The organism is Fenollaria sp. C0166D3 (assembly GCF_056590255.1).
This window is the reverse complement of record NZ_JBWPVU010000002.1, coordinates 159,567-177,871: the sequence shown is the minus strand read 5'-3', so window position 1 is coordinate 177,871 and position 18,305 is coordinate 159,567. Positions and strand designations below refer to the sequence as shown.

The 18,305-nt window shown below is 30.3% G+C and carries 20 protein-coding genes and 1 pseudogene; 2 read left to right on the top strand and 19 right to left on the bottom strand.

Annotated features, from left to right (window positions below; genetic code table 11):
- Positions 1 to 246: 246 nt before the first annotated feature.
- The 18 genes and pseudogenes from AC1EJ0_RS02095 to AC1EJ0_RS02010 form a co-directional block, all read right to left on the bottom strand.
- Positions 247 to 936, bottom strand: a complete 690-nt coding sequence (locus AC1EJ0_RS02095) for a hypothetical protein (RefSeq protein WP_480022968.1) — start codon at positions 934 to 936, stop codon at positions 247 to 249.
- A gap of 5 nt (positions 937 to 941) precedes the next feature.
- Positions 942 to 1,454 carry a restriction endonuclease subunit S gene (locus tag AC1EJ0_RS02090; RefSeq protein ID WP_480022969.1) on the bottom strand — a complete coding sequence of 171 codons (513 nt, stop codon included), beginning with the start codon at positions 1,452 to 1,454 and terminating at the stop codon, positions 942 to 944.
- Complete coding sequence (locus tag AC1EJ0_RS02085) at positions 1,426 to 1,743, bottom strand: adenine-specific methyltransferase EcoRI family protein (protein ID WP_480022970.1); 318 nt, start codon at positions 1,741 to 1,743, stop codon at positions 1,426 to 1,428. The genes AC1EJ0_RS02090 and AC1EJ0_RS02085 overlap by 29 nt, the downstream gene beginning before the upstream one ends.
- 500 nt (positions 1,744 to 2,243) lie before the next feature.
- Positions 2,244 to 2,390: a hypothetical protein gene (locus AC1EJ0_RS02080; RefSeq protein WP_480022971.1), complete on the bottom strand. Its 147-nt coding sequence runs from the start codon at positions 2,388 to 2,390 to the stop codon at positions 2,244 to 2,246.
- A 207-nt stretch (positions 2,391 to 2,597) separates the two neighbouring features.
- Positions 2,598 to 3,989 (bottom strand): ABC transporter ATP-binding protein, encoded by a 1,392-nt coding sequence (locus AC1EJ0_RS02075; RefSeq protein ID WP_480022972.1) that lies wholly within the window; start codon positions 3,987 to 3,989, stop codon positions 2,598 to 2,600.
- Complete coding sequence (locus AC1EJ0_RS02070) at positions 3,986 to 4,714, bottom strand: energy-coupling factor transporter transmembrane component T (RefSeq protein ID WP_480022973.1); 729 nt, start codon at positions 4,712 to 4,714, stop codon at positions 3,986 to 3,988. The genes AC1EJ0_RS02075 and AC1EJ0_RS02070 overlap by 4 nt, the downstream gene beginning before the upstream one ends.
- Positions 4,714 to 5,304, bottom strand: coding sequence for an MptD family putative ECF transporter S component (locus tag AC1EJ0_RS02065; RefSeq protein WP_480022974.1), 591 nt, complete (start codon positions 5,302 to 5,304; stop codon positions 4,714 to 4,716). The genes AC1EJ0_RS02070 and AC1EJ0_RS02065 overlap by 1 nt, the downstream gene beginning before the upstream one ends.
- Before the next feature lie 25 nt (positions 5,305 to 5,329).
- Complete coding sequence (locus AC1EJ0_RS02060; protein ID WP_480022975.1) at positions 5,330 to 7,054, bottom strand: ABC transporter ATP-binding protein; 1,725 nt, start codon at positions 7,052 to 7,054, stop codon at positions 5,330 to 5,332.
- Positions 7,051 to 8,820, bottom strand: a complete 1,770-nt coding sequence (locus AC1EJ0_RS02055) for an ABC transporter ATP-binding protein (protein WP_480022976.1) — start codon at positions 8,818 to 8,820, stop codon at positions 7,051 to 7,053. Before AC1EJ0_RS02055 ends, AC1EJ0_RS02060 begins: the two co-directional genes overlap by 4 nt.
- 107 nt (positions 8,821 to 8,927) lie before the next feature.
- On the bottom strand, positions 8,928 to 9,542 hold the full coding sequence (locus AC1EJ0_RS02050; protein ID WP_480022977.1) for a TetR/AcrR family transcriptional regulator: 615 nt from the start codon (positions 9,540 to 9,542) through the stop codon (positions 8,928 to 8,930).
- Positions 9,543 to 9,587: 45 nt separating this feature from the next.
- Positions 9,588 to 9,872, bottom strand: a complete 285-nt coding sequence (locus AC1EJ0_RS02045) for a hypothetical protein (RefSeq protein WP_480022978.1) — start codon at positions 9,870 to 9,872, stop codon at positions 9,588 to 9,590.
- A 316-nt stretch (positions 9,873 to 10,188) separates the two neighbouring features.
- On the bottom strand, positions 10,189 to 10,602 hold the full coding sequence (locus tag AC1EJ0_RS02040; RefSeq protein WP_480022979.1) for a hypothetical protein: 414 nt from the start codon (positions 10,600 to 10,602) through the stop codon (positions 10,189 to 10,191).
- Between the two features lie 307 nt (positions 10,603 to 10,909).
- Positions 10,910 to 11,041 (bottom strand): hypothetical protein, encoded by a 132-nt coding sequence (locus AC1EJ0_RS02035; RefSeq protein ID WP_019213889.1) that lies wholly within the window; start codon positions 11,039 to 11,041, stop codon positions 10,910 to 10,912.
- 410 nt (positions 11,042 to 11,451) lie between these two features.
- On the bottom strand, positions 11,452 to 11,814 hold the full coding sequence (locus AC1EJ0_RS02030; protein WP_480022980.1) for a plasmid mobilization protein: 363 nt from the start codon (positions 11,812 to 11,814) through the stop codon (positions 11,452 to 11,454).
- A gap of 365 nt (positions 11,815 to 12,179) precedes the next feature.
- A complete protein-coding gene (locus AC1EJ0_RS02025; protein ID WP_480022981.1) occupies positions 12,180 to 13,589 on the bottom strand; it encodes a VapE domain-containing protein in 1,410 nt (469 codons plus the stop codon).
- 271 nt (positions 13,590 to 13,860) lie between these two features.
- Positions 13,861 to 14,229: a plasmid mobilization protein gene (locus tag AC1EJ0_RS02020; protein ID WP_480022982.1), complete on the bottom strand. Its 369-nt coding sequence runs from the start codon at positions 14,227 to 14,229 to the stop codon at positions 13,861 to 13,863.
- A pseudogene (locus tag AC1EJ0_RS02015) lies at positions 14,222 to 15,343 on the bottom strand (site-specific integrase). Before AC1EJ0_RS02015 ends, AC1EJ0_RS02020 begins: the two are co-directional and overlap by 8 nt.
- 1 nt (position 15,344) lies before the next feature.
- Positions 15,345 to 15,539: a DNA-binding protein gene (locus AC1EJ0_RS02010; RefSeq protein WP_480022983.1), complete on the bottom strand. Its 195-nt coding sequence runs from the start codon at positions 15,537 to 15,539 to the stop codon at positions 15,345 to 15,347.
- Between the two features lie 269 nt (positions 15,540 to 15,808).
- Here AC1EJ0_RS02010 and AC1EJ0_RS02005 point away from each other — a divergent pair, with 269 nt between their 5' ends.
- The gene (locus AC1EJ0_RS02005; protein ID WP_480022984.1) at positions 15,809 to 16,240 is read left to right on the top strand and encodes a helix-turn-helix domain-containing protein; all 432 of its coding nucleotides are present in this window, start codon (positions 15,809 to 15,811) and stop codon (positions 16,238 to 16,240) included.
- An 8-nt stretch (positions 16,241 to 16,248) separates the two neighbouring features.
- Complete coding sequence (locus AC1EJ0_RS02000; RefSeq protein ID WP_480022985.1) at positions 16,249 to 16,536, top strand: hypothetical protein; 288 nt, start codon at positions 16,249 to 16,251, stop codon at positions 16,534 to 16,536.
- Positions 16,537 to 16,705: 169 nt separating this feature from the next.
- Here the strand turns inward: AC1EJ0_RS02000 and guaA are convergent, their stop codons facing one another.
- Positions 16,706 to 18,241: a glutamine-hydrolyzing GMP synthase gene (gene guaA, locus AC1EJ0_RS01995; protein WP_480022986.1), complete on the bottom strand. Its 1,536-nt coding sequence runs from the start codon at positions 18,239 to 18,241 to the stop codon at positions 16,706 to 16,708.
- Between the last annotated feature and the right edge of the window lie 64 nt (positions 18,242 to 18,305).

Sequence of the window (18,305 nt, the reverse complement as noted above, 5' to 3'; positions counted from 1 at the left end):
ATTAGACGTAGATGAGGAGGCTCACAAACGAGTCGTATAGTTAATACTTCGAGTTTGTGAGCCGACAAATCAAGTTTAAGCCGCCATTTAGGCCGCAAATTTTACTCCCATTCTTCATTATCAATCATACGCTGTATCTAAAAGCATTTAAATCAAGCCATTTTATTTTTATAAATATTAATAAATCCGCTTAATTATACCACATTTTATTATTTTTATACCCATTCCAGTACCAGTACCAGACATTTATTCACACTTAATCAATTCTAATACAAGTGATACTAACGATAGCATTCTAAAATATAAATATTCGATAAAAGAACTATTTGGTAATTTCTTTTGTGTTGTTTCTGAATGTCTTATATTGTATGAATTACCAATTTCTGTTAATTCAATAAATTCTTTATTTATTAGTTCTTCAATTTCTTCTTGATTACTTGAAATCTTTTTTATAATTTTATCTACGGAAGATTTTTTATTTGCACACTCTAAAGTCTTAAGTCGTTCAAACGCATCCCATATTTTTTCAAGTCCTATTTTCTTTTCTCTAGATCCTTTTTTACTAATATATATTTTAGACTCAAGAATCAAATTTTTTAATTCTTCTTCTACTGAAGATGTTGTACATAAATTTAGCAATTCTTTTGAATCATTACTAATGTTATTTCCTTCAATTTCCAATTCATCTTCATTCATTAATACCCATGTTAATAATGCAGCTTTTAATTTTTTTAATTCTGGTCTGTAATCATATTCTTCTCCAAGAAATGCCGCTTTTCCTTCAACTTTAATAACTGAAATTATCTCTGGTAAAATTAGTAAATATTTCGTACTCAAACTGTTCCACAAATCTTGAGAACCGTTTCTATGTTCTAATTGTTGTTCAATTACTTCTATATCAGCTTGTATAATACTAAACACTTTATTTTTTTTCATATTTATCACCTAACTATATCTTCTTTCATATCGTTCATATCGCTAATTTTTCGATCTAAATATATTATAATATCTTTCACAGATAGTTTTTTTAGAGCTTGCATCAAGTTTTCCATAAATATAAAGTCAATTTCTCCATTTTTATCTACTGGAAATTTGATATATTTATTTTTAACTACATCCCAACCGCCTAATTTGTTTTTATATGAATATATAGGCAAATCAGTAACTTTATTTATACAAGATACAAAAAACAAATAACCGTTAGGGCTTAATTTTTTATTTCTATCTTTCCATTCAATAGCATAGGCATCTGACAATACTGAAAATTCTCTAGACTGATAGTACGATCTATATACATCGCTATTAGATGGGATAGAAATAACATTTTTTATTATAGTGGCACCTGTCTTAGGTGCAAAATAATTTAAGCCTTGATTCATAAAGCTTGAAGTTAAAACGGGAAGAATATACTCTCCTGTAGGTTCTTTAGGCAATTCCTTCGCTTTCTTCCCCATATCCAACATCAAGCAAAGAGATTTGTTCGTTAGCTATTGGTGATGTGGCATAACAAGTCGCCACCAGCTTCTTAAGTCCTAAACGATTAAAATTAAGCACAAAGTATTTAAAGAAATTGCTTTCAAACGGATCATCACAATTGCACAAAATAACTTTATCCTTAAAGTGTTGCCTATAATATCTTAGCTCCTTTTCTATATCGCTTAACTGTGTGTAAAATTCGTCATTCTTTGCTTTTGCAGCCTTTGCCAAGCTTTGATTTCCTGCTTTTCTTTCTTTATTTTCCATTACTATTCTCTCCTTTATTTTAAATACTTCCGAAGTATTTAAAAAAAACTTATAAGCTTAAATCTTTGAAAAACATTATATTCTAACTAATTGTACACACATTATAGCACACTTAAATAATTCTTTCAAGAATCTATCTGTCAATTCCTTTTTCTGTCTTAGACTTAGATTTGTTCTTTTCCTCTTTCTTATAGTCTGCAATTTTGCCTAAGGCAGATTCTTTCTTTGGCTTTTCATTATTAAGATCTTTAGACTTTAATAATTTTGCTGATAATACACGAATATTTTTACGCTCTTTACCATTATTATCTATATAAGGCTTTTCTTCTCCAAAAATTTTAACAAAATCTCCTTGTTTTAAATTCTCTAAATCTTTTGTCTTATCTCCATAGTATAAACAATTAGTGTAAGCGTTGTTCCTATCATCATTTGTGTAGCTACAACTTTTTCTACATCAACATTTTTATCTTATAGATTATCTTCAAAATTCCCATCATGATTTAGGGACGAAAAAAGAGCAAGTGTTTTTTCTTGTCCACCTGCTCTAAATACTTTTCGTGTTCTTTTTCTCGCCAGTAGACTTTATATATCTGCTCGCTGACTTTAACCCTTTGTCCATTGACATAAAGGTAATATTCTTTTGGCATTTTATTTCCTCCATTTCTTTTTTTGTCTGCGTTTTTATACAAAAAAAGGAGGACTTCTGCACATAGGCATAAAAAGTCCTCTAAAATGAAAAAAATATATTATAAAATTTATTTTATGGAATATTATAAAAAATACTATTCACAACTTCTCGTTTTTCTTGCGTTTTTATCATATGTCCCTCTTGTAATTTACTAATGTATGCATTTTCATAAAGACGTGAAATCAATCACTTTATCACAAACTGACTCTAAAAACTCAACATCATGGGATATTATTAAAATCAACTTATCTTCTTCCTTTACTTTCTTTATGTTTTTAGCTACTATTTTCATATTTCTATAGTCCAATCCACTGGTTGGTTCATCGAAAAATAGAATTTTCTTGTCGGATAGTAAAGCGGATAAGATAATTACTCTCTGTTTTTGTCCTCCTGACAAGGTGTGAGAATTCCTATCACTGATATTTTTCAACTCCATATGTTTTAACCAAGTATCTAAAGCATTATCATCTTTAATATTTGATGTTAATACTATTTCATCTTTAACGCTGTCCGTGAATAACTGACAGTTCACTTCCTGCATAATAAGCAGGCTCTCATTTAGCCTACTTTTTATATTTAAATTCTCATCATCTTTTAAAATTTTACCTTTATTTTCTTTGTTTAAGCCACATATAATTTTTGCTAATGTAGACTTCCCAATTCCATTTTCTCCAACAATTCCAATAATATTCCCATAAAAAAATTTAAGATCCTCAATGGACAAAATTATTTTGGTATTTCTTTTGAATATTAGATTTTTTAACTCTAATAAAGTCCCTTTATTTGAAGTTTCAAAATCATCAAATCTTTCAATAGCTTTATAATCAGAATGCCTAAGTCCTGTTCTCATTCGTTCATCTTCACTTAGATTTTCAATTTCGTCCATACTATATTCTCTGATGATTTTTCCATCCTCTAAGTATATTGCTCTATCAACAATGTCTTTTAAATACCACAGCCTATGTTCTGCAATAATAATAGTTTTTCCTAAAGATTTAAGCTTTTTTATTGTAAGCGATAGTTCTTTCATTGACTTTATGTCTAAGCTTGAAGATGGTTCATCAAGAATAAATATCTCAGGGTTTAATGCGTAAATGCTTGCTATAGCAATCTTCTGCTTTTCTCCTCCAGAAAGATTGAATATATTTTTATTCATCAAGTTTTCAAGATGAAGCTCTTTTTCAACTTCTCCAATCCTTTTGTTAATTACTTCTCTTTCTATTCCATAATTTTCTAAACCAAAAGCGATTTCATCGGTTGTATTGGTTGTATAAAATTGTGTTTTAGGATTTTGAAAAACCGAGCCTACATTATTAGATAATTTATAAATTGGTGTGGTAAATGTATTCATACCATTGACCATAACGCTGCCAGAAATGTTCCCATCATAAAACTCAGGTATTATACCGTTCATAAGCTTTAATAGAGTCGACTTTCCGCAACCGCTCCTACCACACAGAAGAATGCATTCCCCTTTTTTGATTTTCAAATTTATATCTTTTAATGAGTAATCAGATCCTCCCTTATACTTAAAACTTAATTCTCTAATTTCAATCATAAGTCCCACCCTGATACTTTCATAAATATTACTATTGATAAAATTAAAATCATAAGAATTAGAACACCAATATCATTTTTTCTAAACTTAATTAGGTGTCTACTTGTTTTGTTAACAGGAGCATCGAGTCCCCTTATAATGGCTGATTGAGAGAGCTCATCCCCAATTTCTATCACACTTACGAACAATGGCACAAAAAAATATTCCATAATTAATGTTGGTCTTCTTGTTAAATTGATTAAGTTAAAATTAATTCCTCGAGTTTTCATCGCCATATTTATATGACTCCATTCGTCTTTAATAGTAGGCAAACATCTAAATATTACAGAAATCATTATGAGCGAGTCTTTTGAAAGTTTTAATTTTTGTAAAGTTACCACTGCACTGGAAACAGATGTTGAATTTAAAATCCATTTACCCACGATAATACATGGCAGAAATTTTCTTCCAATTGCCAAGATAAATAAAATTAAATTCAAAAGAAAATTCATACTAAAATAGGCTAAAGATTTTTCCAATACTACACTTATTACAAAAAATAAAATATACCTTATAGTGGATTTTTTATAACCATCGCTAATAATAATGACAAGGAAAAATAATGTAATAAGGCTTTGATAGATCCAATCAAACCCTAAAAAAATTAAAATATTCGCACCTATAAGCAAGATAAGTTTTGTTCTGAGGTCATATTTTGACCCCAGAACAAACTTTGAATTTTCCATTATAAAACTCCTGCGGATTCCAACTTTTTATTTAATATTTTTTTTGTAAAATAAGAACCAATCAAAGAGAATATAAATGTTCCTATAATCATAACTGGTAACATCCATATTGGTGTCCATGCCCTTACTGTGTTACAAAAGCTTTGATCTAAGCCACCTTTTATTACACTTTCAAAAAATGCTTCTCTCATAACCCAAATTGGTAAAAATCCTCCAAATAAGTTTAGAGAAAAAAACATATGACTAATTGTATTTTTCTTAAAGTCTGTATAATTTCCAGCTTTTGCTATGAACATAGCAATTATTCCGGCAGGCACTGCCACTAATGGTGCAATTGGAATATGTCCAGTTGCAACTAATAAAATACTTGGTAAGATAGCTGCGATTACAATAGCAGTGGCTGACTTTGTTTTTGCAAGAAGCATATGATAGGTTGGTGCAGCAAGTAGTGCTACAAGCATAGGCATTAGTAAAAACAAAACAGGGACAGGCATAGATATTGCCCCAATGACTGCATATGTTACAAAGTAAAGTGCAATTAAAACACCGGCTGTAACTGCATTTTTTGATGATTTCTTTTGTGTTTTCATAAATTTCCTCCTTTAAAATTGATTGTTACTGTACAATCTTCCATTCTTTAGACTTTTCTTGATAATTCCATAAGTCTTTATATAGTCCTTCATTTTTAATAAGTTCTTCATGTTTCCCAACTTCTTCTACCTTTCCTTTGTTTAAAACAACAATTTTATCAGCTCCCATTACGCTCCTTAATTTATGAGCTACAACCACAACTGTTTTATTTTTAATTAAATTTGATATTGCTTCTTGTATAATAAGTTCATTTTCAGGATCAAGCGAAGATGTTGCTTCATCAAGTAGTATTATTGGGGCGTTTTTTAATATTGCTCTCGCTATTGATATTCTTTGTTTCTCACCTCCAGACAGAGTCGCACCTCCTTGTCCAATCATAGTGTCAAATCCATCATCTTTATTGACTATAAAGTCATAAGCTCCTGCCATTTTTGCAGCATTCATGATTTCATCTTTACTTGCATTTTCATTACCAAATTTTATGTTGTTATAAATTGTGTCTTTAAAAAGATACACATCTTGAAAAACAACAGAAAATTTATCCATTAATTTATTAGGGTCGGCTGTTAGCAAATCTACCCCACCAATTTTGATTTTCCCTTCATTAGGATCATAAAATCTGGATATTAATTTAATTAGTGTAGATTTCCCAGAGCCAGAGTAACCAACAAAAGCAGTTAATTCATTTTCATTAATGTCTAATGAAACATTATCGATAACCTTAGATTCTTTATAAGAAAATGAAACATCACAAATTTCAATTTTGTTGCTTTCGTTTACATCGCAATTTCCTGACATAGGTTTAGCGTTAAGTAAGTTAATGATTCTCTCTCCTGAAACTGATGCCATTTGTAGACCTGTATAATTTACAAGTGCAAGCTCCAAGGGATCAAAAATCCTTGTGCCTACAAATAAGAACATTAAAAATGTATCAATTTCCAAAGATCCATTTATAAATAAATAGGAACCAACTAAACTCATCAAAGGAAGTCCTATTCTTAAAATCATACTTGCTATGGTAGTTAATGAACCAACTCCTTTCTCACTCTTAATATTTGCGTCTCTCGAGCTATCTATATCTTCTTCAAGCTTTGTTAATGTATCATCTAAGCTGTTATAAGCTTTTAGAGTCTTAATAGCATCCAAATATTCGTTTATATCTTCTTCCTCTTTTATCCTCATTTTCTTTGTTTTCAAATAAATTTTTTTCTGAAAGTTTTGCATGAGTGTAAGAAGTAGAACAGAAATAGGTAGTCCTATAAGTGTTGCTATTCCCATTTTTACATTAATTATCAAAAATAATATCGAGCAAAGAATCGCTACACATATACCACTGAAAAATTGAGGTAATTGATGCGTTACTGCCGTTTCAACTTTGAAAAAATCATTCATTAATGTATCTAAGATCTCCGCTGAACTTTTCCCTGAAATATAACCTATCGGCAATTTTCTTATGTGGTCTGCAAGCTCTATTCTTCCATCTGCACTTGTCTTGTATCCAAGTTCATAGGTATATTTTGTGGCTAAATTTTCCAATAAGAATGTTATTAAGAAAAATATTGCCATTATCCCAAAATACTTCCATAAAAGGCTCGTATCTATACTATCTGCACCTCTATTTAAAAATAGTGTTTCTACAATTTTCGCCAAAGCAATAAATGGTATAAGGTTGGAAACAGATGCCAAAACATTTAAAATAATTGATTTTCTTATATTATTCATCTTTCCTAATGTAATATTTCTTATCATTCATTCTCACTCCCTTCTATATCCATTTGCCAAATATTTGTTTTCTTATAAATATCAAAGAGTCGCTTATATATTCCATCTGCAAGGATTAAATCTTCATGCTTACCTCTTTCTGCAATTTTTCCATCAGATATTACTAAAATTTGATTTGCATGCTCTATGGTATTTAGCCTATGAGCAATCATGATAACTGTCTTATCTTTAACCAATTCAGACAAAGCTTCCTGCATAAGATATTCATTTTCAGAATCAGCAAAACTTGTTGCTTCATCTAATACTAATATTGGTGCGTCCTTTAAAATCGCTCTTGCTACGGCAATACGTTGTTTCTCTCCTCCAGACAAATAAGTTCCTTTACCCAAAACTGTGTCATATCCTTCAGGAAGTTTTATAATAAAATCATGACATCTTGCTTTTTTACATGCTTTTATGACATCTTCTTTTGTAGAGCCCGTCTTTGCCATAGCAACATTATTGAAGACTGTATCTGTGATAAGATTACTGTCTTGAAAAACAAATGCTATCTTGTCCATTAAGGCGTTTATCGGAATATTTTTTATATTAACCCCACCAATTTTAATAGAGCCTTCTGAAGGATCGTAAAATCTTGGTATTAGCGTTCCAATGGTAGATTTTCCAGCTCCCGAATAACCAACTAATGCTGTAACTTCTCCTTGTTTAGCACAGAAGCTTATATTCTTTAAAACCTCTTCATTTCCATAAGAAAAGCTTACATTATTAAATTCAAGATCATGACATTTTATCGCTTCCTCAGTATTTTCAATTGCCAATTCTTTTTGATTTATAATTTCATAGACTCTCAAAACAACTTCATTTAGTAAATTCATTCCTTCTGCAAAATCTCTAAGCTTTAATGCAGGTACGCTAATGGCAGGTGCAAGAATCAAATAGAAAATAAAGACTGTAGCAAAATCCAAGTTATTATTTCGTGACATTAAAAGTATTCCTACAGGAACTATGAATGTAGCCACAGATAAAATGAACATTCTAAATGAGACAAATCCTGGTCTTATCATTGATGTCATCGAACTTGTAAAATCTCTATATTCTCCTACTGACTTTGAAAAAGTTTTAAATGATTTTGTTCCTGTTCCAAATATTTTAACTTCAGGCATACCTTTAACATATTCAGTAGTTGCTGAATTAATTTGATCCAAAATCGCAAAGTTTTTTTCAAGTCCGCCAGACTTAATAATTCTCGCCATAATGGCAATCTGAATTCCTAAACCGACAAATATAATTAACAAAGTAGTAAGACCTAATATTAAATTTATCTTTAACATAACAATTATCATTGCTAAAATTAGTGTTAAAGTTGAAATTAAATTTGGTAATTGATGAGAAAAGTATCCCTCAATTTGATTCATGTCTGATCCTAATACTTGCCTTATTTTTGACTTGTTGTCCCCAGTAAAAAATCCTAAAGGAAGGTTCCCAATATGAAATAATATCTTCTTTTTTAAGTTAGCTATTAAAACATATGAAAACTTATGGCATAAAATACTACCAATATAAGTTAAGCAATATGCCAATACCACTGCTGCAAGTCCATAACTACAGAACTGTATTGCACTTTGTTCTAATTTTCCATATAAAAATAGAGATTTTATAACTTTGTATACCACCAAAATTGGACAAATACTTAATAGCATTCCAAGACTAACAAATAATATTCCCCCTACAAGTTGTCCTTTTTTTATTTCACTGTAGGAAATAATATCTTTGATAGATTTCTTCTTTTTCATCTAAAACATACCTCCTTACCGAACGAGTTCGTTCATTTGCCTTAAAACTAATACAAGGAAAACACCGTTGATGTTTCCCTTGTAAAATACTTATATTTTATTTTTCTCTAATGAGGTCTCTGAAATAGTTCGCTTATTATTCCAAAGGCTTCACTTGAATTTGTTTTGTTTTCTCCCTTAATAATATAGTCATTATATATTGTTCCAACAGCTCCGTATAAAATAAAAGCTGAGAAACTTTTCACATTTTCTCTATTTATTCCAATATTATTTTCTATTTTTTTATTTTCAATTCCTTCAATTATAAACTCTGAATAGACATCTATAAATTTTCCAATGTAATGAATCAATTCCCATAGCCTATAAGAGTTATCCGTAATTGAATTCTCTTTTGAAAAATTATATTTTGTCGTAAACTGACCAATATCTTTTACTATAAGTTCTCTTAAAATTTTTATTCTTTCTTCGTAATCTATTTCCTTATTTTGAAGTATATCCAACTTATTTTTTAGTTTTTCTTCAAAATATGTTTCCATACAAGCTAAAAATATATCTTCTTTAGACTTGAAATAATAATAAAACATTCCCGGAGCTCCATTTACTTCAGAAAGAATATCTCGCACAGAAACTTTCTCATATCCATCCTTTTCAAAAAGTCTTGATGCTATATTTATAAGCTCCTGTTTTCTTTCTTCTGGATCCTTTACATTTCTCTTTGCCAAAACCTCACCACCTATTGACCGACACTCGTTCTGTATAGTTATATATTAGTCTAATCTAACCGTTTTGTCAAGAGTATAGTAGAAAATCATACTTAAGTATGATATAATTATTAAAAATTTTAATATATACTTAAATTTTTCTTCTGCGCTCAACTCTTTGTTCTGTTCTTTGTGCTTAAGGATTTCTTCACCATGAAAATCAACAAGTTTGTTCCAATATCTAATTTTATCTCTAAACATATGTTGTTTGACACCTTCTGGTGTTTCCATCCACTTTCCTTGTTTGTATATTTCTACGCATTCTTTTTTGAATTCATAACTATATCGCATAAAAATACCCTCCTTACTGGTTTGTCCAGTAAAGAGGGTACATATCAAGACTGCCGATATTTATCTCTCTGCACCTTTGCTATGTTCTTTCTCGGTTTTTTTAGTTTTATCGTCTGCCTTAAAGCTTTTTATTTGCCCTAATATGGACTTTTTATCCCTGTCTTGACTCTTTACCTGTTCTTTTGCTTTTAAGAGCTTAGAAGACAAAATACGAACATTTTTATGTTCCTTTCCTTGTTGTCAATGCTTGTTTTTACTTGTCCAAATATTTTAACAAAATCGCCTTGTTTAAGATTCTCTAAATCTTTATCATCTTCTATTCTTCTATTATCTCCTTGATTAGCATCTCTCTCAATGCTGACATCATCACTGGATATTGTGGACTGTCCTCGCTCTCTATCTTCCATGCCTCCATCATTCTTGGCTTTTCCATCTTGATGAAGTTCTCTGCTCTCACTTGCGTCTCTTTCAAGTGGTCTATCAAAGTCTTGTCCCAATATAGTTCTTGAAGCTTCATCCAATTCTCTTCCGTGTGTTCTATCGATAGATAATCCAGCCTCATTATCGCCCAATTCACTCCATGTTTCTTTTGAAATTCCTCGTCCGCTAGTAGCTCTTCCTCCGCTATCTCGTTCATCTTGTAAGCTATCTCCTCTGTGTCCTCGCACTGATCGAATGGACTCTCTATCCCCATCTCCTCGTGCTTTTTCAAACTCTCATCAAAATCCATTTTCTATACCTCCTATATCTCTTCCTTTTACTTTAGTGCTATTGTACAATATATCGTTATTGTTTGTCAAGCCTTTTGTTATTTTCTTATTAAGCAAAATAAAAAAGGAACTATAAATAATTATAGCTCCTCTATATGATTTTTAACGTGTTTCCGAAGATACCTCCATCTCCCACGCTACGGTCTACAGATAAATCTAAACTGTAATGTTTTTCGCTATCTCGGGTATTTCCGACGCTCCTGGTTAAGCTAAAGGATAAACATTAACCCCCAATCCTCTGTTAATTGTGAATATATTATAGCACATTTAGCTTAATCTTTCAAATTCTTTTTCAAGTTCTTTAGCTTGTAACTTAAGCTCTTTAATTTTTTCAGCCGAATCCTCTTTTTTCTTATTTTCTTTCTCAATTTTGTCAAGAATTCTCTCTAATTTATTCATAACATACCTCCTTTTAACTCATTTTAATTTTAAGCTATCTAAAACGCTCATATCTCAATTTTATATACTTAGCCTGCTAAGTATATGGAAAGACTCTTAAAAGCCGTGCTACGCTTAAAATATGATTAAAAATAGAGTGAGCATAAAACTTGCTTTATAATTTAAAACCAAGCTTTTTTTCCCATTCTTAAATATTTTCTTCTTAATCCCAAGCAGTTTCGATGGATATTTTTCTATCACTTCTGCAAAATTTATTGAACCGTAAATTTCTCCATAATTCATTGCTTCTAATATATCATCTTTATTTTCTTTAACTTTAAAAAATCATAGGCTGATACTTTTAATTGCATAAGTAAAGTTTTTATTTCTATATTTAAACTTACCACCTCTTTTTATATTACATTATAAATTTATTTACTATTACCTTCAAATTTCTTAGGGTTTTTTAATAACTGTGAATACAATTTACATAAATTCTTTGATAAATTATTCAAATCTTCTTGCATCTTTTTTACATCATTTTTATAAATAACTGCGTTTGTATTTGCAACTTTTGCAATCTGATTTATATTATTTCCTACCTTAGAAATTTCCCATTGCAAGTCTCTAAATGGATCAAGATCAACTACATTAATTTCTTTTTCTAAAACACATTTTCGAATAAAATGACTCATAGTTTTGCAATTAGCTTTTCTCATTTTCTCTTCAAAAAGATCTCGCTCTTTTTCCGTTAATCTAATTTCTAATCGTTCATTTCTTACTCTGTTTTTCATATATTTCTCCTTTCGTTACATACTTAAATGGGGTCTTAGGGTTCTCCCTAACATGCATAAAATCATTAAAAAATAAACATAGTTTGAAAGTTTTTTAATCAAATTTTTCGCAAGTGTACGGACACTTGCTGTGCTTGCTACTAACATATTTACAATAAACACCAATAAATTGTTCAACAGAAAATGTAATTGTAATTGTAATTTGCAAAATTAAAACTATTAAAATCTGATAAATTATTTTTTACCTATTAAGATGTTTATATTATCTAGCTTTTATTTTTATTAATTCTATTTGAAAAGTTTTTAAAGTACAATTACAAATTACAAAATTACAATTTACTTAAATTTAAATCTCCTATTATTTTTTAATTATCTTTTTTCCATTCTTCAGGTATGCTTTTTTTATCTATTTCTATAAAATCAAAATTAGAATTTATTTTCTTTTCATAATACATAGTTACAGGGATTGATACACCACTTGGCGATATTCTTTTAGTTTTAGATAGACGAATCGGATTCCATTCTGGAAAATAGTTATACATGATTTCTGAAAATGATTTTGACTTAATTTGATATCCTTGCATAAGTAATTCCTTAAAACATGTAATGTTTGGTTCTACACTACTTCTTTTATATTCTTCTAAGAAAGATCGAATTTCTTCTACATCTGGATTCAGGTATTTAAATTTTTCTTGTTCTTCTTTTAAGTCTTTTAAAAAATCATCTGGCAAAGTCCATGAGTGAGATTTGTTTTTATATATTTCATACCATAACGCAAATGCCTGGCTAAAATCTTTTTTTATTGTATTGAGATAATCTTCTTCGGACGCTCCTCCTAGAAAATCTTTATCTAAATAAATTGGTTTTAATCGTTTATCTTTGTTGCATGCAACTGGAAGATATCTCCTCTCGCCTGTATGATCATTAAGAAAAGTTATTTCATTTAATGTGCCTATAAATATACAAGTTCTTGGAACATCTTTTGAAAATTTTTCATAAGGGATTCTAATTCTATCATTTAGTTTTGATAAAAAAGATTTCGCCTCATTAGCAGATTTTGCATTTCTTAATGCAACAAATTCTTCGATTTCTACAACTGTTTTGCCCATCATATTCATTATAGAATCTTTTCCTTGTATTGTATCTAAAGTGCAAAACCAATCGTCTTTTAGAGCAAGGTATCTTGCGAATGTAGATTTGCCTATACCTTGTCCACCTACAAGTACCATCATTTCATCAAACTTAGATCCTGGTTCAAATATTCTTTTTATTATACCTAAAATCATATGTTCCATAATCCAGTTATTTAAGTCTGTATCCTCCGACCCTAAATAAGTTGGCAGCAATTTTCTTATGGCGTTTTTATCTCCATTCCAAACAAGACTTTCAATATACTGTACTGGTGGACTAATTTCATTCTTATTAGCAACGTATTTAACTGCCTCTAACATTTTATTAGAATTGTAATTTATTCCAAATTGTTTTTCTATTTCAATGCCTAGCCTATTATTTAATGAATCATCCCAAAGACGAATTTCATTTGGTTTAATATTTTTTTCACCTATAATTTTTCCTTGGAATTTAATCTCCTTTGTAAAGCTGTCACGAAAAATTTGACCTTCAATTATATTGTTTTCAATACAATATTTAGGATTTAAAATCGTTGTTATAACATTATTTACATTTTGATTTACAGTGCCATTTCCATTAATCTTAAGGTCTGAATTTAAATATGTTTTATCAGCTTCAGGAAATATTAAATTGCTATAACTCATGATAAAACCTCCACTTTTTAAATAACCTATAATTAGAGCATTCGCAAGAAATATATTTCATAAATTTTATAGTATTCTTGATAACACTTTTAAAACACTTAATATATTTTATATCATCTTTTTTACAATTTACTTTCTTTTTCTTTTTTTTCATTTCCACCAGCAAATATTTACACTTATTTAACATTTTTTTACCTCCTAGCTTGTATAAATATAGCTCCTGTGGTATAATGAGCTTGCTACAGAACACTTCACACAGGAGTGTGGGCCTTTACTCACTATAGTAAAGGCTCTTTTCTTTTTTAAGTTGTTCATAAATTTCTAATACATATAATAAAATATCGCTATTTTCTCCATCTAATTTCCCATACTTTTTGATAACTTTTGCTAATTGAAATATTTCTTTAGATATGCTATCAGCAAGTCTATAGTCAGGCACAATATTAATCATGGTATTAGATAGCATACCGATAAAATAATCTTGTTTTTTAAGCCCACTAAGTTCAATTTTTTTACATATTAAATCATATTCTTCTTCTGAAACTCTAAAATTTAAAATCTTATTTCTTTTTCTGTTTATATTAGACTCTTTTTCTTTCTTTTTAGCTTTTAAATTTTGCATATACTTATTTCTAAACATAGGTATCATCCTCCAATAATTCATTCCAGTTATTTTGTGTCTTCTCTCTAAGATGAGTTAAAGAAATAGCCATTTCTTTTTGTTTGCTTGGGAATAAATGTGCATATCGGTAAGTTATATCGATTGATTCATGCCCAACTCTATTTGCTATTGCCGTTGCAGAAAAACCAAGCTCTATCAATAATGATACATGAGAGTGCCTCAAATCGTGTATTCTAATCCTTTTCACGTCTGCTTTTTTTGAACCTCTATCCATTTCATGGTGCAAAAAACTTCTTGAAAAGTTAAATATCAAATCTTTGGGTTTTAATTTGTAAATTCTTTTCAATTAAGATTTAATTTCATCTGATAAAAAATCCGGCATAACAATTGTTCTTATGCTTTTCTTAGTCTTAGGTTCTGTAATAATATTCTGTCCATCAATTCTTTGCAAAGACTCATTAATTGTTAAAGAGTTTGTGTCGAAATCAAATTTTTCTTCTGTTAAAGCTAAAAGTTCCCCTAATCTTAGTCCACACCAATACAATATCTCAAAAGCCACAAATGATTCTGGTTTATCTTTAATCGCATTAGCAAATAATTCATACTCATCCTGTGTCCAAAAAAGCATTTCTCCTGAGTCTTTTTCTCCTATTGATCCTACATCTCTAGCAACATTAGTTTTTAAGTTATAGTATCTGCAAGCATGATTTAGTATACTACTAAATTGAGCATGAATTGTTCTAAGATAAGTATTAGAATATTTATTACCTCTGTCATCTTTAATTTTCATTAACTCATTTTGCCACTGTATAATTGTTACTTTTTTTATATCTTTCATTGATAAATTTGCAAAATATGGCATTATTTTATTATCTACAATGTATTCCTTAGTTCGCCATGTATTTTCTTTAAGACGTGGCTTTTTATCTCTTTTATATAGCTCGAAAAACTCTCTAAAAGTCATATCAATAGAATCAGCGTACTGATTTAAGAACTCTTTTTCCCAATTATTAGCTTCTGTTTTTGTTTTAAACCCCCTTTTTTTCTTAACTAATTTTTCGCCCCTCCAATTTGTGTAATTAAATTTGCAAAACCAAGTTTTGTTTCCGCTTTCATCTCTAAACGCCGGCATTTTATGCCTCCTTTACTTCTTTAGATCCATAACAATATTTTTCCATAAAATATCTTCTATTAACTTTTCCCCTTTGTACTCTATATCCTAGTTCTATAAGATCTTGATTCATATCATTAATAATTTGATATGCTGTTGTTCTACTAACATCTAGGAATTCTTGTACTTCTTTTGCATTCATAAAAATACTGTTCATATAGTCCTCCTTTCAATTTTATTGTAAGATTCTACATTCCTAAGATAATTAGGACGAGCACTAATTTAAATAACTTACTTTTTTAGTTCATATTCGAACTGTTTAAATATATTATATCAGTTCTTTTGTGTTCTGTCAATAGTATTTTTTAAATAATTATTAGAAAATATTATTCATATTTCAAATAATATTATTAGAACATTTTTGTTGCTATTTTATTTTTATTATGATAAAATATATTTATAAAATATAATTTGGGTGGTGTAATTATGATTTCTGGAAAAAAATTAAAAAAACTTAGACTATTACGGGGTTTAACACAAAATCAATTAGCCATTAAATCTGGCATAACCGATGCAGCAATAAGAAACTATGAGTTAGGGAATAGATCTCCTAATAAAGAACAACTAAGAAAAGTTGCAGAAGCTCTTAATTGTGATATATCAGCATTAATTGACCACGAAGCTAACTCACCTTTTGAAATAATGCAAATAATTTTTGACTATGAAAATGACTTGAAATTTAGGCCTATAACAGGAGGCGGAGAAACAACAAGTCTGTTATCCAATGATATTGATTTTAATAATTTTCTAATAGAATGGGATGAAATGAGGAAAAAACATTATAATGATGAAATAACAGATGAAGAGTTTGAAGATTGGAAATTATCATATCCAAAAAAATCAAGATTTTTAAAGTAGAGGTAATTATGTTAAATACTAGTGGATTATTATTTACACTCAATTATAATGGATCAGCCGAGATTGGGTACGAGGATTATGATTTAGAGTTTTTTGATGGAGCAGACTATGAAGTTATGTATTATTTAGACGAAAATAATTTTGAATTATTGCTAGATTCTCTTGGTATATCAAAAAACGATAAAATAAAAAATCATTTAATTAAAGAGTTTGATAAAAATTTTGACTCAAACAAATTCGAGGATTTCTGTAAGAAGAAAAATATAAAATTTAAAAGAAATGTTCACATTGGATAAAAACAAAGACCGCAGCTTGAAACTACGGTCTAATTTTTTGTCCAAATGTAAACCACTTGGAACTATTATTTAGTTTATTCTTTTTAGCTTCCAGTACCATTTGAGTACCAGTAGCTATTTTTTATTCTCCATATAACTTGTAATTAAGCCATTTTATAGAATTTTGCTACTATTCCCATTCAATTGTTCCTGGTGGTTTGCTGGTAATATCATACACCACTCTATTAATTCCTTTTACTTCATTTATGATTCTATTCGATATTTTTGCAAGTATATCCATATCTATTGGATAAAATTCTGCTGTCATGCCGTCTGTACTTGTTACTGCTCTTAAGGCGCATACATAATCATATGTTCTTTCGTCGCCCATAACGCCAACTGTCTTTATGTCTGGTAGTGCGGCAAAGGCTTGCCAAATCTTTCTATATAGGCCGTTTTTCTTTAGTTCGTCTATATAGATTGCGTCTGCTTCACGAAGTATTTCTAGTTTTTGTTCTGTGATTTCGCCTATGACTCTAATGGCAAGGCCTGGTCCTGGGAATGGATGTCTATAGATAAGGTCTTCATCTAGGCCAAGCTCAAGTCCTATGGCTCTTACTTCGTCTTTGAATAGCTCTCTTAGTGGCTCTATCAGTCCTTCGAAGCCTATGTCGTCTGGTAAGCCGCCTACGTTGTGGTGACTCTTGATAACTGCTGAACCGTTTGTTCCTGACTCAACCACGTCTGGATATATGGTTCCTTGAACAAGGTACTCGATCTTGCCAAGCTTCTTTGCTTCTTCTTCAAAGACTCTGATAAATTCTTCGCCAATGATCTTTCTCTTCTTTTCTGGCTCTGATACGCCATTAAGCTTATCCATGTATCTCTTTTGAGCATTTACTCTAATGAAGTTCATCTTGAATCTATTCTTAAATATCTCTTCGACTTGATCGCCTTCATCTTTTCTAAGTAAGCCGTGGTCAACGAAGATACAAGTTAGATTGTCGCCTATAGCCTTGTGCATAAGAGCTGCAGCAACTGATGAGTCGACGCCGCCTGATAGTGCTAGTAAGGCCTTCTTATCGCCAACTGCTTCTCTAATCTCTTTAACTTTGTTTTCAATGAAATTTTCGCTCGTCCAATCGCCCTTAAGACCTGCTATATCATAAAGGAAGTTTCTAATCATCTTGTCGCCATCGATTGAGTGTTTTACTTCTGGGTGGAATTGTACTGCGTAAATCTTTTTTTCTTCATTTTCCATCGCTGCGATAGGACAGTTATCTGTCGATGCGATGCACTTAAAGCCTTCTGGCAGCTTGGATATGTAGTCAGTATGACTCATCCAAACTTGTTCATTCTCAACGCCCTTAAATATCTTTGACTCTTCATAGTTGCAGATGGTCTTGCCATATTCCCTGTTCTTCTCAGAGCCTTTCTTCACTTCACCGCCTAACAAATGAGCTGTTAGCTGAGCCCCATAACAAATACCTAGTATAGGTATGCCTAGCTCAAATATCTCCTTCGATATCGATGGTGAATCATCAAGGTAGGCTGAGTTCGGTCCGCCTGTAAAGATTATTGCCTTAGGGTCTTTTGCTTTTATTTCTTCTATGCTTTTAGTATAAGGAATTATTTCCGAGTAAATATTATTTTCTCTTACACGTCTTGCGATCAATTGCTTATACTGTCCGCCGAAATCTATTACTAAGACTAAATCGTGTTTCATTTAATCACCTCTTGTAATAATTATATCACAAGTTTATTTTTAAAGCTATAAATTTCACAGACTT